This window comes from Agrobacterium larrymoorei, assembly GCF_037722385.1.
Taxonomy (GTDB): Bacteria; Pseudomonadota; Alphaproteobacteria; order Rhizobiales; family Rhizobiaceae; genus Agrobacterium; species Agrobacterium larrymoorei_C.
Window position 1 is genome coordinate 177741 of the sequence record NZ_JBBKAQ010000004.1, and the last position, 13582, is coordinate 191322.

The window sequence follows — 13582 nt, forward strand, 5'->3', positions numbered from 1 at the left end:
TCTTCACCCTCGCCGATCAGAACGGGATCGACGCCTTAAGCCCGCGCCCACCTGCGCCATCTTCAAGCACAAGCTCTGCCTTGAAAAGCGTCGCGATTTCCTCGACGATTGCCAGCCCCAGACCAGCCCCCGGCGCCACACTCCCCTCGCCGCGCGCAAACCGCTGGCGCACCACAGCGCGTTTTTCCGGAGGGATGCCGACGCCATTATCCTCGACTTCCAGACACGCTCTACCATCGAGCTTGCACACGCGCACGGTGATTTCCGAGCCGCGTCCGGCATAGGCAATCGCGTTGCTGATGAGGTTGCCGAGAAGTTCTCGCAGCAGCAGCGGCTCGGCCTTGACGGTTACGGCCTCCAACTCCTCGAAACCGAGATCGATATCGGCGTCTGCAGCGCTCGGCACGAAATCCGCCGTCACCGATTGGGCGAGCGGGACAAGATCGACGGCAACGAGGCTCTGCTTTTCGCCGGAGCCCGCGGCGTCGATATTGGCCATGCGCAGAAGCTGCGCCAGAATATGCTCGGCGTGCGCAACGGAAGCATCGCCCTTCTTCGCTGCCGCCTTTGCCTCTTCCAGCGTCTGGGCGCGGGCGGCGAGCGCGAGCTGCGTGCGGATGATGGCAAGCGGCGTGCGCAACTGGTGGCTGGCATTGCCGGTGAAATGCCGGAGCGCATCGAGTGCCGATTGCAGCCGCACCATGAAGGAATTGACCGTCTCCACCAGGTTCTCAACCTCGACCGGCACGGATTGACGGATCGGGTGCAGATCGTCCGGGCTGCGCTCGCCGATCGCTTCGCTCAAGCGGTAGAGCGGACGAAGCGAAATCGTCACCGCCACCCAGACGATGGCCGCGGCACCGAGGATCATCAGCAGCAGGCGCAGCGCCGAGCGCAGGATGATGGCCCGGGCAAGCCGGCTGCGGGCAATCGTGGTCTCAGCGACTGTGACGGTGAAGGGCACCGAGTTGATGCCGGTCGAGGCAAAGCGACGCAGCCCGGCAATCCTGATCGGCTCGCCACGGAACACGCCGTCCATGTAGCGTGGACTGTCCCCTTGCAGGCCATCGACCGAGGGCAGATTCTGATAGCCGGTCAGGAATTGTCCGTTTGGCCCATCCACCCGGTAAAACACGCGATCCTGCGCGGCAGAGGTCAGCATTTCCAACGCGACGTAGGGGATGTCGACTTCCAGCGTGCCGTTCTCCGCCACCACCACCCGTTCTGCAATGGCGAGTGCCGAGCCGGAAAGCACGCGGTCCGAGACGATGTTGGCGGTGTTGACCGCCTCACGATAGGTATCGGCAAGCGCCACGCAGCCAATGATCGCGGTGGACACCAGCAGCCAGCCAAGAAGCCTGCGCCGAAGCGAGTAGGCAACCTTCCTCATTCGGCTGCCTCGGCCAGCCTTTCGAGATAATAGCCGATGCCGCGCGCCGTCTTCACCGTCAGCCCGTGAGGCGCAAGCCGCTTGCGCAGACGGCTGACATATTGCTCGATGGCATTGCCGGAAAGCTCGTCGTCAAAGCCCGTAAGCGATTGAACGATCGCTTCCTTCGCCACCACCTTGCCCGCCCGCATGAAGAGAACCTCCAGCAGCGCCACTTCGCGTGCCGGCAGATCGAGCGGATGGCCGGCTGCGGAAAAAGTGCGTGAGGTAAGATCGAAGGACACATTGCCGAAGCTGACGAGCGACGAGCGCAGGCCGGCATTGCGTCGCAGAAGCACGCGCACGCGCGCCTCGAACTCGGCAATGTCGAAGGGCTTGATCATGTAGTCGTCGGCGCCGAGATCGAGCCCCTTGACCTTCTCTTCCGGTGTGCCGCGGGCCGTCAGGATCAGCACGGCGGCCTTGTCCTGGCGGGCGCGCATGGAGCGCAGCACATCGATGCCATCCTTTTCTGGCAGGTTCAGGTCGAGAATGACGAGATCGAAATTCTCCGCCGCAATCGCCGCATCCGCCGAATTGCCATCGGATACGACATCCACGGCATAGCCACTGCCGCGCAACAGCGCCGACAGTCCCTCAGACAGAACCTGATTGTCCTCCACCAGCAGAATGCGCAAACGTGAAATCTCCCCTTGCGTCAGGACGTTACAGCATCGGCCCGAAAATCGGAATCGATTTTCGGAAAGCACGATGCGTAGCTCAAAGAAGATAGAGCGTCCTTTGTGCGTCAATAGGACGCACGGCGCTCTAGCGAAGTCGTTCGCACTTGTGAATGCCGTTCTAAAAGGATCGCTGATGAAGCCCGCTTGTGAAGGACAACGGCCTGCGGCATGATCGCGCTCATGCGTATCGCCCTTGCCTTCTGTCTCGTCTTTCTCGGCACTGCCGCCTCGCAGGCGCAGCCGATGCTCTTTCCCGCACTTTCGGGCAAGAAGGATGCGCAGACGCTTGTGGTCTATTCCTCGCTCGATGAGCCGCTCGCCACGCCGATGATCGAGGGTTTTCAGCGCGCCAACCCGGATGTCGCCGTTTCCTATGAGGATATGCTGACCGGCGAAATATACGACCGCATCGTGAAAGAGACCGATGGCGGCAAGAGAACCGCCGACTTCGCCTTCTCATCCGCCATGGATTTGCAGGTAAAACTCAGCAATGACGGCTATGCCCAGCGCTCCGACCTTCCCGGCAGCGCTCTTTGGCCTGCATGGGCCAACTGGCGCAATACGGCTTACGCGCTGACATTCGAACCGGCCGTCTTCGTCTATCACAAGCCAAGCTTCGTCAATGAGAAGCCACCCGCAAGCCGCGCCGAATTCGTCGATTATCTGGAGCGCCACGCCAAGGATATCCACGGCCGCATCGCCACTTATGATATCGAGCGTTCGGGCGTCGGCTTTCTCTTCATGTCACGCGACCAGGAGCAGTTCGGCGATATCTGGAACGTGATCAAGGCCATGGGGGCTGCGGGCGTTAAAGTCTATTCCACCAGCTCCGCCATTCTGGAACGCATCTCCGATGGCCGCTTCGTGCTTGGCTACAACATCCTCGGCTCCTACGCCGCTGATTGGGCCGCCCGCCACCCGGATGTCGGCATCATGCTGCCCAGCGACTATACCGTCGTCATGTCGCGCATCGGCCTCGTGCCGCAAGCCGCCGCCAATCCGGAACTCGGCCGCCGCTACCTTCAGTTCTTCATGTCGAAGGAAGGCCAGACCATCATGGCGCGGCAGTTGCAGATCCCGGCCGTCAGCCCGGAAGTGGCGGGCGAAAACACCGCCAACACCATGCAGGCCATTCATGGCGCACAATTGCGCCCTGTCCCGGTCAGCCCCGGCCTGATGGTCTATCTCGATCAGGTCAAGCGTGCCCGGATTATCGAGCGCTGGAACGAGGCCCTGCGGTCGCAGTAGGCAGCTTCCTCATTCCTGTGCTTGTCACAGGAATCCAGCCAGTCCAAGTCTTTGGACTGAAGAGGTTCTTCTTGATGCGCAGACGCGCAGCAACTGGATTCCTGTCACAAGGACAGGAATGAGGGATGCCCAGGGTGGTGCGGCCAAAACAAACACCCTCCCGTAAAAATTAACAGCCGGTAAACGCCTCACCCACACCCCGCGTCAGTTAAATGACAGCTTTGTGTGGTGCTGTGCAATTCTTCTTCATGCCGTGGAGGCGGCCGGGGAAGCGGGAGGCAAGTCTCATCGCAGGATACCGTTCAACAGGCAGCGTCTTCGCGCCATGTCGGCAATCTTTGCGTACTCCTTCCGTTGTCAATGATCGCAACAATGCCGAAACGGCATTCAAGGAGGATTCACTTTGAAGCATTTTTTCCTCGCCTCGCTTCTGGCTGGCGCCATCGCTCTTCCCGCAGCAGCCGCTGATTACACCATCATCGCGCCTGCAAATCCGGGCGGCGGCTGGGATCAGACGGCCCGCTCGTTGCAGACGGTTCTGCAGGAGGAAGGCATCTCCAAGAGCGTGCAGGTTCAAAACGTTCCAGGCGCTGGCGGCACCATCGGTCTGGCGCAGTTCGCAAGCCAGCAGAAGGGCAACCCGAACGCACTGATCGTCGGCGGTTACGTCATGGTAGGCGCCATTCTCACCAACAAGGCACCTGTGACGCTGAAGGACGTGACCCCGATCGCGCGCCTGACCGGTGAATACGAGGCGGTCGTCGTTCCGGCCTCTTCGCCGATCCAGAACATCAACGATCTGATCGCGCAGCTGAAGAAAGATCCGGGCAGCGTATCCTGGGGCGGCGGTTCGGCTGGCGGCACCGACCACATTACGGCTGGCCTGATCGCCAAGGCGGCAGGCGTCGATCCGACCAAGATCAACTACATCGCTTACTCTGGTGGCGGCGAAGCGCTGGCTTCCATCCTCGGCGCCCAGGTCACGGCTGGCATCTCCAGCTACGGTGAATTCGAAAGCCAGGTGAAGGCCGGAACACTGCGCCTCCTCGCCGTCTCCAGCGAACAGAAGCTGGAAGGCGTCGAAGCACCGACGCTCAAGGACAGCGGCCTCGACGTGGTCGTGCAGAACTGGCGCATGGTTGCCGCTCCTCCCGGTCTGACGCCGGAGCAGGAAAAGGCCGTCAATGCCGATATCGAGAAGCTGGCAAAATCCGCCAAGTGGCAGGAAACGCTGAAGACCAAGGGCTGGATGGATACCTACCTCGCCGGTGATGCCTTCAAGGCGCAGCTCGACAAGGACACCGCGTCCACCGAAACCATTCTCAAAGACATCGGACTTGTAAAATGAGCCAGGGTATCAACCCCTCACAGACACCAAAACGCCGCCCTGATTGGGCGGCGCTCTTCATCGCGGTGGCGCTCGTCGCCATCGCCGCCGTCATCTTCTGGGATTCCGGCCGTTTGGCCAGCGTCACCGGATATTCGCCCGTCGGCCCTTCCACGGTGCCTTACGCCATCGGCGTCTGTCTCGTGGGTCTCGCGATCTGGACCGCGATCGAAGCCTGGCGCGGTGAGTTTCCTGAGCGCGACAAACAGGAAATTGCCCCGGTTGTCTGGGTCATTGCCGGCCTTGCTGAACAGATGTTGCTGTTGAAAGTCGCAGGCTTTTCGATCGCCACCGGCCTGCTGTTTGCCTTCACCGCCCGGGCCTTCGGCAAGAAGAAGCTGCATTACTCGATCCCGCTCGGCATCGCGATCAGCTTTGTCGTGTGGTTCATCTTCGCGCGCCTGCTCCAGCTTTCGCTGCCCGCTGGCCCGTTCGAACAGCTCTTCATCTGACCGCAGTTTCATAGAACAACAAAGATCAGAGGCATGACCGCGAAGGGACGCTGAGTTCCGCGGCAGCCTCGCCCGACAGGGGGACATCTGTCCATGAGCACATTCGAATTCCTTTTGCACGGTCTTGAGGTTGCAGCCCAACCCATGAACCTGCTCTACGCGCTGATCGGCGTGACGCTGGGTACCGCCGTGGGCGTTCTGCCAGGCATCGGCCCGGCGCTTACCGTGGCGCTGCTGCTGCCCGTCACCTACAGGCTTGACCCTGCCGGCTCGTTGATCATGTTTGCCGGCATTTATTATGGCGGCATGTATGGCGGGTCGACGACCTCGATCCTCTTGAATACGCCAGGCGAAAGCGCCTCTATCGTCACCGCGCTGGAAGGCAACAAGATGGCCCGCAAGGGTCGTGGCGGCCCGGCTCTCGCCACCGCCGCGATCGGCTCCTTCGTCGCGGGACTTATCGCAACAATCGCCCTTGCCTTCGTCGCGCCCTACATCGTCAAGCTGGCGCTGGTTTTCGGCCCGCGTGAATATTTCGCGCTGATGGTTCTGGCCTTCGTGACCGTTTCGTCCGCTTTTGGCGATTCCGCCCTGCGTGGCCTCACCTCGCTCTTCATCGGCTTTGCCCTTGCCATTGTCGGCATCGACCAGCTGACCGGTCAGACGCGCATGAGCTTCGGCGTGCCAGATCTTCTCGATGGCGTCGAAGTCACCACGCTTGCCGTTGCCATGTTCGCCATCGGCGAAACGCTCTTCATCGTTGCCCAGGGCCAGATCGGCCAGGACAAGATCGAAGCCGTCAAGGGCTCGGTCTGGATGAGCTCACAGGATTGGGCGCGCTCCTGGAAGCCATGGTTGCGTGGCACCTTGATCGGCTTCCCGATTGGCGCGATGCCTGCGGGCGGCGCAGAGATCGGCACCTTCCTCTCCTACGCAACGGAGAAGAAGCTGACCAAATATCCGGAAGAATTTGGCGAAGGCGCTATCGAAGGCGTCGCCGGTCCGGAAGCGGCCAACAACGCCTCGGCTGCCGGCACGCTCGTTCCGCTCCTGACGCTTGGCCTTCCGACAACGGCGACCGCCGCCATCATGCTCGCGGGCTTCCAGCAATATGGCCTACAGCCTGGCCCGCTGCTGTTTGCCACCAACCCGCAGCTCGTCTGGGGCCTGATTGCCAGCCTGTTCATCGCCAACCTCATGCTGCTGGTGCTCAACCTGCCGCTGATCGGTCTCTGGGTAAAGCTGCTTACCATTCCAAAGCCATGGCTCTATGCGGGCATCCTGTTGTTCGCGACACTTGGCACCATCGGTGCCAACCCGTCGGTCTTCGAACTCGGAATGCTTTTGGCCTTCGGTATCCTCGGCTACATCATGCGCATCTTCGGCTACCCGATTGCGCCAGCCGTCGTCGGCCTCATTCTCGGGCCGCTCGCAGAACAGCAGCTGCGCCGCGCACTTGCCATCGGCCAGGGTGATCCGAGCGTGCTCTTCACCTCGCCGATCGCTGTCGGCCTCTTCCTCGTCGCCGCTGCCGCTTTCATCATTCCGCTGATCATGCGTATCCGCGGACGCGGCCAGGTGTTGACGCAGCTTGCGGCCAACGAAGACTGACGAAAGCCACCACACCTCCCAAGACGACAAGCCCCGCATTCTGAACGACGCGGGGCTTCTTCGTTTGGAACAGAGGTTGCCAAGCCTGAGTTAGACGCTCAGCATTGATCAAGACATATGGGAATCACCATGCGAAAACTCGGCCTTCTCCTCCTTCTGGCGCTCGCCTCCTGCACAACAGCCGGCTCGACCGTAGAACCCATCCCAGGCAGCATCACCTATGGCGGACAACCGCACGCGAGACTGGTGAAAGCGCCAGCCGGCTCGACCATGAGCCATAGTTTCCGCACCGGCGACGGACGTCTGGCGCTGGAAACCTATCGCATCGAGCCGGACCGCTCGCTGACGCTTCTGCGCCGCGAGATCATCAGCGACTATCCGGAGCAATGAACGCCCACATAAGTCTGCCGGAAATTTTGTGGTGCCCTGCGGCAACGCGCAGGAACATCATGATCCGCTGCCCGTTCTTCTCCTGAACAGCATAAGCGGCAGACAGTCGCGACCGTCCAGGAGAAGAAGATGAAGACGCACAAGACCAGAAACGACCTGCCCTCCAACACCAAGTCCACGGTGATCGGGCTTTTGAACGAGGCGCTCGCTTCGATGATCGATCTGGCACTCTTGACCAAGCAGGCACACTGGAACCTCAAGGGTCCGCAGTTCATCGCCGTGCACGAGCTTCTCGACAGCTTCCGCAAGCTGATCGACAACCACACCGACATTATCGCGGAGCGCGCCGTTCAGCTTGGCGGCACCGCGCTTGGTAGCCTTCAGGCGGTCTCGTCCACCACCAAGCTCAACGCTTATCCGACAGACATCTACAAGATCCATGACCATCTGGATGCGCTGATCGAACGCTATGGTGATGTCGCCAATCTGGTGCGCAAGTCGATCGACGAGGCGGATGAGGCAGGTGACGCCAGCACGGCAGACATTTTCACCGCCGCGTCGCGCGATCTCGACAAGTCGCTCTGGTTCCTTGAAGCGCACGTGCAGGAAAAAGCCTGAAAAAACAAAGCGCCCGGGTAAAACCGGGCGCATGATTTCGTTTAAAGCATAAACACTAGTGCCGCCGCAAAACCGCGCGACCGATATCCCGAAGCATATCGTGATCGAGAATACCGCGTTGCGCGCTCCTGATCAGCACGGCGGCGCACTCATTTGCCACCTGGCTGCTGCGATCTTGCAGGCACTCGAAGCAAACACCATCAAAGATAGTCTGCAGGTCCGTGACCTGCTGGGGCGACAATTGTGCGCCAACTCGTTGAAATGCCGCGTACGACAAGGCTCATCCTCCCGTAACATGCTGACAAACGATGTTAATTTCCGTGAACACCTAATTTCTACACCCGATCGAATCGGATGTCGAATCAGATTTTAACGAATTATCAATCACTCATTTATTGGAACCACAGCGTCATGCATCCGTTATCTCCGCAGATTACAATAGAGGAGACACACCATGGACTGGAACCGCGTTGAAGGTAACTGGAAGCAGGTCAAGGGCAAGATCAAAGAACAGTGGGGCAAGCTCACTGACGACGATCTGGACCAGATCGCAGGCAAGCGCGACCAGCTCGAAGGCAAGATCCAGGAACGCTATGGCGTCGAAAAGGATCGTGTAAAGAGCGACGTCGACAGCTGGTATGGTCGCCAGACCTGGTAATCGAACAATACGGACCAAACGAAACGGGCTGCGTATCACGCGGCCCGTTTTACTATGCGGGCAATCTTACTGACGAGTAACGCCCTCGCCCAAGACCTTCTCGGGACTGACATCAACCATCCAGCCCACCCCTCTGAATGGAACACCGTCGCGATCATACATCAACCGGCCGCCGACGCGCACGAGGCGGAACTTGCCGGGCTCGTATTCAATCGGATATTCTTCCTGATAGAAATTGCCGTAAAGCAGACTGTCATGGATAGCCTTCGCCACCCGCTCTCTACTGGCATGGTCGATCTTCATCAGGAACGCCTCAATGGGTAGCCCGTCTGAGGCTTCCACCTCCGGCACGCCGCACATGGCGGCGCACACGCGATCTAGCGACAACCTGTTCTCGATGATGTCCCACACATGATAACCGACTTCACTTGCGTCCCTGCCCAAAAGGCAATCCATGTCCCACTCCAAATCCTGATCAAGCCCCGTTCGATCATCCAAGAGACGCCGACGGATTGCGCACATCCTTGACGACAATGCCAATACGGGGAACTTAAGGAGAGCCTAACATTTATACCGGCACTGGGTGAAGTGTCGATTTCATTAAATCGACACTATCAACGAAATTTGTGAACGGAAGAAGACATAAAAGCGCTGAACGATTACCAATTTATATGCATTTGCAAGTAAAATGTGGGTTTGATCTTGGAATATACCACAAGCGAGCTCAGGCAGATCGACAGCAATTCCTGTGGTTTGAAACCGGCATCGCAAACCGTGAGAAGCGTATTTGGCCCGAAAATCGAGTTTGGATGTCGGAAGACGCGATGCGCAGATTTAAAGAAAATGGCGCACACTTTGCGTGTCTAAAAAGATCCGTGGCGCTCTACCGTTCGGCGACCATGCAATCTTTAGGAGAGGATACGTCCATCGGTTGGTCAGTGTTGCCGAGAATCTACAGCTTTTTCAATCAAAATGCGTTTTAGTAATATCTCATATAAGGGAGTAAAGACCATGAAAAAGACGATCACCACCCTCGCATTCGTTCTCGCCGCCTCCACCGCAATGGCGGCCGACGCCGTTTACGAAACACCCGCAGCACCTGTCGCTGACGTTGCCCCTGCCTTCAGCTGGACCGGCTTCAACGTCGGTATTCAGGGCGGCTACAACTGGGCCAACCAGGACGTTTCGCTCCTCGGCGCAACTGGCTCGGCTGACGTCGATGGCGGCCTCCTCGGCGGCTTCGTTGGCTACAACCACGAACTCGGCAACAACTGGGTTGTTGGTCTGGAAGCAGACTTCGAGAAGAACTGGGCAGACGATACCGCCGATATCGGTGTGACCACGGTTGATTACGGCCTCGACTGGCAGGGCTCCGTCCGCGGTCGCGTCGGCTACGCCTTCGACCGCGCTCTGGTCTACGGTACCGCCGGCTGGGCCTATGCCCGTGGCTTCGCAGAAGTCCCAGGCGTCAGCGAAAAGGAAACCTTCAACGGCTACACCGTTGGCGTCGGCGTCGATTACGCCTTCACCGACATGATGTTCGGCCGCGTCGAATACCGCTACACCGACTTCGGCGACAAGGACTTCGACCTTGGCGGCGGCGCAACGCTCAACTCCGACGTCGACCAACACGCCATCCGCGTCGGTCTTGGCGTAAAGTTCTAAGAGTAGAAATACGCATTGATCTGAGACAGCCCGGCCATCGCGCCGGGCTTTTTCTTGAGGTGCCGTGTTAATCCAACTACGCGCGGTCGAGGTTGGCCCCTACCCGTCAACTTATCCTCTCGCGATTCGAGAGGACCAGAGAATGAAGCGCGACCGTTTCACGAACGAAGAGATCGTCGGCGCTCTGTAGTGCATCAGATGAGCGCGCAGCGTTAGATGCCAGTATTCTAAATGGGAAGCTCAAGTTACAACGGTCCCGCGCTCTGTCATGCCAAGGTAGCTCGCGCTGGAAACCGGTATGAAGACGTTGAGGGAACGACGGCCAAAACGTTGCCACAAAACGACCACTATCCATTCAGCCACTGTTCACGCGATCGAGAGCTAAATCACTTCATCAAACGAGGAGTGATAGAAATGCGCAACATCGTTATAGGCGCGGCACTATTGATAAGTGGTCTCATGGGGGCAAGCGCTAACGCGATGCCCATGGCGCCAGCTCTGGGGCAGGATCAGACCGACGTCCAAAATGTCGACTACGCATGCGGTCGCGGGTACCATCTCTCGCCCCGCGGCTTTTGCCGTCCAAACGGGCCCCCGCGCTACGAGCGCCGATGGGATCGCCGAGACCCTTGGGAGGCTCGTCGTGAGTGGAGGGAACATCAAGCTAGACGTGAATGGTACGGGCGCTGGGGTTGGGAACAGCAACAAGAGTGGGGCAGACGCCACGAATACGGTTGATGATGTAAAGAGGCCCGCTCGTAATGCGGGCCTTTTCCAACAGCGCAAAGTGTAGTTTACCCCGTCGGGCATTCACTCAGGTTCCCGTCCCTGCATTCACGGATTGGTCAGACCTTGGGCACGAATATTGTAGGTACGCAGGGTACCAAGCTGATTTTCAGCATAAGCGCGAAGCGAGCCCGAAGCTCCGGTTTTGATGAAGGCCTCGAACGTCGTCTTCGCAGCTTCATGGGCCGAGACCTGCGTGGAGAGATAAGCCTGATCGAAATCGCCTGACGGAACAGCTTTCAATGCATTCAGCTTCTCGGCATAGCTCGTGATCATGCTTGCTGGGGCACTCGTCTTGTCCTTCTGAGCGGCATCAGCAAGATCGACAAGCGCCTTCTTGTGGTCTCGTAAGATATCATTGGCAAATAGCTTTGTCGCTTTGTCTTGCGCCCTTTCAAGCGCCAGCGTGCTTGCCTCCACTTCAAACTGACTGAACGAAACCGCCTCGGTGGTGAATTCTGCGGGCGATTGCGCGTTCGCGAAAGCGGGCATCAACATCGAAAGATACGCAACTGCGCTGTAAGCGTTGAATGGCTTCATGCTAACCTCTCCTCATCGGCTCCCGCGCGTCAGGGCGCAGTGTTCTGGCTGCCTGGCAGCGCACTCCTATCAGCGGGCCCAGCAGGTGCTTGCTCTTCCGTTTGCCCACGGTCAGGAGGATTCGATGGCGCAGTGTCTGGCGTGGACCTGACCAGGTAAACGACGACGACCATCGCAAGCCCCACCACGACGGCGCCCGCCAAGGGCCAGAGTGCTTGAAACCGCCTCATACCAGACCCCTTCCTCTACTTTCCGTCGTAAAGCTTGCTAACTGTGTGGTTTTGTTCGCGCTGCTCCCTGCTCGAGAGCTTGCGCTGACGCAGCAATCCAAAGGCTATCACCCCGCCAAGCAACAACGGGCCTCCGGCGACAACAATCAACCACATCAAATCTGCCATAAGTCACCCTCTCCGGTTCCATCAGGACGCTTGCTGAACGACGAACCGCAGAAAGAAGTGAATGTTCCTGAATGGGGGCGAACAGGTAAATTGAAGTGCTTTACGGTGAGACCAGTCAAACCTGAGAAGTACGAAATATTGGAAAATGGTAGCGGGAGAGGGACTTGAACCCCCGACACGCGGATTATGATTCCGCTGCTCTAACCACCTGAGCTACCCCGCCACGAGGGAAACAAAGCTGCGATCGCGGCCCGTTTCATCAGGATGAGCGGCTTATAAGGTGCCGCTCCCTAAAGTGTCAAGCGCAAGATGTGCAAAAAGTCAGTCTTTCGACAGACTTGGGCGGGGAGCCGATTTCAGGCCGCGACGGGGTTGGCGAGCAGCGCTTTCAGCGATGCTTCTGCTTCCGCCGAGCGTTCCGAGCGCTCGATAAAACCGCCGCCATAGACGCGTGCATCTGCACCAGGTGCAGAGTAAAGGACGCAGGCCTGGCCGGGTGCGATGCCGGCCTCGCCGATGGCGAGATCGACATAGATACCCTTCTCGTCGGTATGGAGAACGGCTTCCGCCGGCGGACGGGTGGAGCGCACCTTGGCGAAGCAGGCGAAGCCACCGGCGGCGTCTTCTTCAAGCGCTCCATCGCCCAGCCAGTTCATGTCACGCAGATAGACGCGGTGCGTTTCCAGCGCTTCACGCGGGCCAACGATGACGCGGCGGCCCCGGGCGTCGAGATGCACCACATAGAGTGGCTCGCCGGTTGCGACACCAATGCCGCGGCGCTGTCCGATCGTATAATGCACGATGCCGTCATGGCGACCGAGCACGCGGCCATCCAAATGTACGATATCGCCCACAAGCGCCGCATTCGGCTTCAGCTTGTTGATGATGTCTGTATACTTGCCTTGCGGCACGAAACAGATGTCCTGGCTGTCGGCCTTCTTGGCAACGACAAGGCCCATCTCTTCCGCCAATGCGCGTGTCTCAGCCTTGGAGAGACCACCAAGCGGAAAGCGCAGATAATCGATCTGCTCCTGCGTGGTGGCAAACAGGAACCAGCTCTGGTCGCGGTCACTATCGATCGGGCGATAGAGCGCACGGCGGTTGGGGTTGCCGGGCACAGGGTTGCGTCTTGAGCGGATATAGTGGCCGGTCGCCAGTGCATCCGCACCCAGCTCCTGCGCGGTTGCGAGCAGATCGGCGAACTTGACCGTCTGGTTACAGGCAACGCAAGGAACGGGGGTCTCCCCCATGGCGTAGGCTTCAGCAAACGGGTTGATTACCGTTTCACGGAAGCGCGCTTCGTAATCCAGCACATAATGAGGAATGCCGAGCGTTTCGCATACGCGACGCGCATCGTCGATATCCTGGCCAGCGCAACAGGAGCCGGCGCGATGAACGGCTGCACCGTGATCGTAAAGCTGGAGGGTAATGCCGAGGACGTCATATCCCTCGCGCTTGAGAATGCCAGCCACCACCGAGGAATCGACGCCACCGGACATGGCAACGACAATCCGGGTGTCTTCCGGCTTCTTGTCAAAGTCGAGCGTGTTCAAGGTTTTTCCAATCGTCAGTCATAACGGGGGTAAAGGCCCCGCCGCCTGTCGTCAAATCCACGGCACTCAGCCTCAAAGGAGGCGAACAAGCTTGGATTTTCAAGCGCTGCATATAGAAAGAAAAGCCTTAAAACGCAAGTACGGGGCAGCTGATGCCACCCCGT

The 13582-nt window shown here is 59.0% G+C and carries 14 protein-coding genes, 1 tRNA gene and 1 pseudogene; 9 read left to right on the plus strand and 7 right to left on the minus strand.

Annotated elements, in window-relative coordinates; translation table 11 throughout:
• Nucleotides 1–16: 16 nt before the first annotated feature.
• Both WKI41_RS08995 and WKI41_RS09000 read right to left on the minus strand, forming a co-directional pair.
• Nucleotides 17–1390 carry a sensor histidine kinase gene (locus WKI41_RS08995; RefSeq protein ID WP_340193147.1) on the minus strand — a complete coding sequence of 458 codons (1374 nt, stop codon included), beginning with the start codon at nucleotides 1388–1390 and terminating at the stop codon, nucleotides 17–19.
• A complete protein-coding gene (locus WKI41_RS09000; RefSeq protein WP_340193148.1) occupies nucleotides 1387–2067 on the minus strand; it encodes a response regulator in 681 nt (226 codons plus the stop codon). The genes WKI41_RS08995 and WKI41_RS09000 overlap by 4 nt, the downstream gene beginning before the upstream one ends.
• A 225-nt stretch (nucleotides 2068–2292) precedes the next feature.
• Between WKI41_RS09000 and WKI41_RS09005 the strand changes: the two genes are divergently transcribed.
• From WKI41_RS09005 to WKI41_RS09035, 7 genes and pseudogenes are all read left to right on the plus strand, one after another.
• Entirely contained in the window at nucleotides 2293–3360 is a 1068-nt protein-coding gene (locus WKI41_RS09005; protein ID WP_340193149.1) for an ABC transporter substrate-binding protein, read from the plus strand.
• Between the two features lie 403 nt (nucleotides 3361–3763).
• On the plus strand, nucleotides 3764–4708 hold the full coding sequence (locus WKI41_RS09010) for a Bug family tripartite tricarboxylate transporter substrate binding protein (RefSeq protein WP_340193150.1): 945 nt from the start codon (nucleotides 3764–3766) through the stop codon (nucleotides 4706–4708).
• The gene (locus WKI41_RS09015) at nucleotides 4705–5199 is read left to right on the plus strand and encodes a tripartite tricarboxylate transporter TctB family protein (RefSeq protein WP_340193151.1); all 495 of its coding nucleotides are present in this window, start codon (nucleotides 4705–4707) and stop codon (nucleotides 5197–5199) included. The genes WKI41_RS09010 and WKI41_RS09015 overlap by 4 nt, the downstream gene beginning before the upstream one ends.
• A gap of 93 nt (nucleotides 5200–5292) precedes the next feature.
• A complete protein-coding gene (locus tag WKI41_RS09020) occupies nucleotides 5293–6810 on the plus strand; it encodes a tripartite tricarboxylate transporter permease (protein WP_340193152.1) in 1518 nt (505 codons plus the stop codon).
• Nucleotides 6811–6939: 129 nt separating this feature from the next.
• Complete coding sequence (locus tag WKI41_RS09025; protein WP_340193153.1) at nucleotides 6940–7200, plus strand: hypothetical protein; 261 nt, start codon at nucleotides 6940–6942, stop codon at nucleotides 7198–7200.
• A 114-nt stretch (nucleotides 7201–7314) separates the two neighbouring features.
• Nucleotides 7315–7818: pseudogene (dps, locus tag WKI41_RS09030) on the plus strand (DNA starvation/stationary phase protection protein Dps); the annotation flags it as partial.
• A gap of 454 nt (nucleotides 7819–8272) precedes the next feature.
• The gene (locus tag WKI41_RS09035) at nucleotides 8273–8476 is read left to right on the plus strand and encodes a CsbD family protein (protein ID WP_340193154.1); all 204 of its coding nucleotides are present in this window, start codon (nucleotides 8273–8275) and stop codon (nucleotides 8474–8476) included.
• 66 nt (nucleotides 8477–8542) lie between these two features.
• Here the strand turns inward: WKI41_RS09035 and WKI41_RS09040 are convergent, their stop codons facing one another.
• Nucleotides 8543–8932, minus strand: coding sequence for a PAS domain S-box protein (locus tag WKI41_RS09040; RefSeq protein WP_340193155.1), 390 nt, complete (start codon nucleotides 8930–8932; stop codon nucleotides 8543–8545).
• A gap of 555 nt (nucleotides 8933–9487) precedes the next feature.
• Between WKI41_RS09040 and WKI41_RS09045 the strand changes: the two genes are divergently transcribed.
• Both WKI41_RS09045 and WKI41_RS21730 read left to right on the plus strand, forming a co-directional pair.
• On the plus strand, nucleotides 9488–10141 hold the full coding sequence (locus WKI41_RS09045; RefSeq protein WP_340193156.1) for an outer membrane protein: 654 nt from the start codon (nucleotides 9488–9490) through the stop codon (nucleotides 10139–10141).
• Between the two features lie 414 nt (nucleotides 10142–10555).
• A complete protein-coding gene (locus WKI41_RS21730; protein WP_425341005.1) occupies nucleotides 10556–10879 on the plus strand; it encodes a GCG_CRPN prefix-to-repeats domain-containing protein in 324 nt (107 codons plus the stop codon).
• 96 nt (nucleotides 10880–10975) lie between these two features.
• Here the strand turns inward: WKI41_RS21730 and WKI41_RS09050 are convergent, their stop codons facing one another.
• The 4 genes from WKI41_RS09050 to mnmA all read right to left on the minus strand — a co-directional run bounded on the left by WKI41_RS09050 (nucleotide 10976) and on the right by mnmA (nucleotide 13418).
• On the minus strand, nucleotides 10976–11467 hold the full coding sequence (locus WKI41_RS09050) for a DUF4142 domain-containing protein (RefSeq protein WP_340193157.1): 492 nt from the start codon (nucleotides 11465–11467) through the stop codon (nucleotides 10976–10978).
• 245 nt (nucleotides 11468–11712) lie between these two features.
• The gene (locus tag WKI41_RS09055) at nucleotides 11713–11865 is read right to left on the minus strand and encodes a hypothetical protein (protein ID WP_340193158.1); all 153 of its coding nucleotides are present in this window, start codon (nucleotides 11863–11865) and stop codon (nucleotides 11713–11715) included.
• A 146-nt stretch (nucleotides 11866–12011) separates the two neighbouring features.
• Nucleotides 12012–12088: transfer RNA gene (locus tag WKI41_RS09060), tRNA-Met, on the minus strand.
• A gap of 133 nt (nucleotides 12089–12221) precedes the next feature.
• Nucleotides 12222–13418 carry a tRNA 2-thiouridine(34) synthase MnmA gene (gene mnmA / locus WKI41_RS09065; RefSeq protein WP_340193159.1) on the minus strand — a complete coding sequence of 399 codons (1197 nt, stop codon included), beginning with the start codon at nucleotides 13416–13418 and terminating at the stop codon, nucleotides 12222–12224.
• Nucleotides 13419–13582 lie beyond the last annotated feature (164 nt).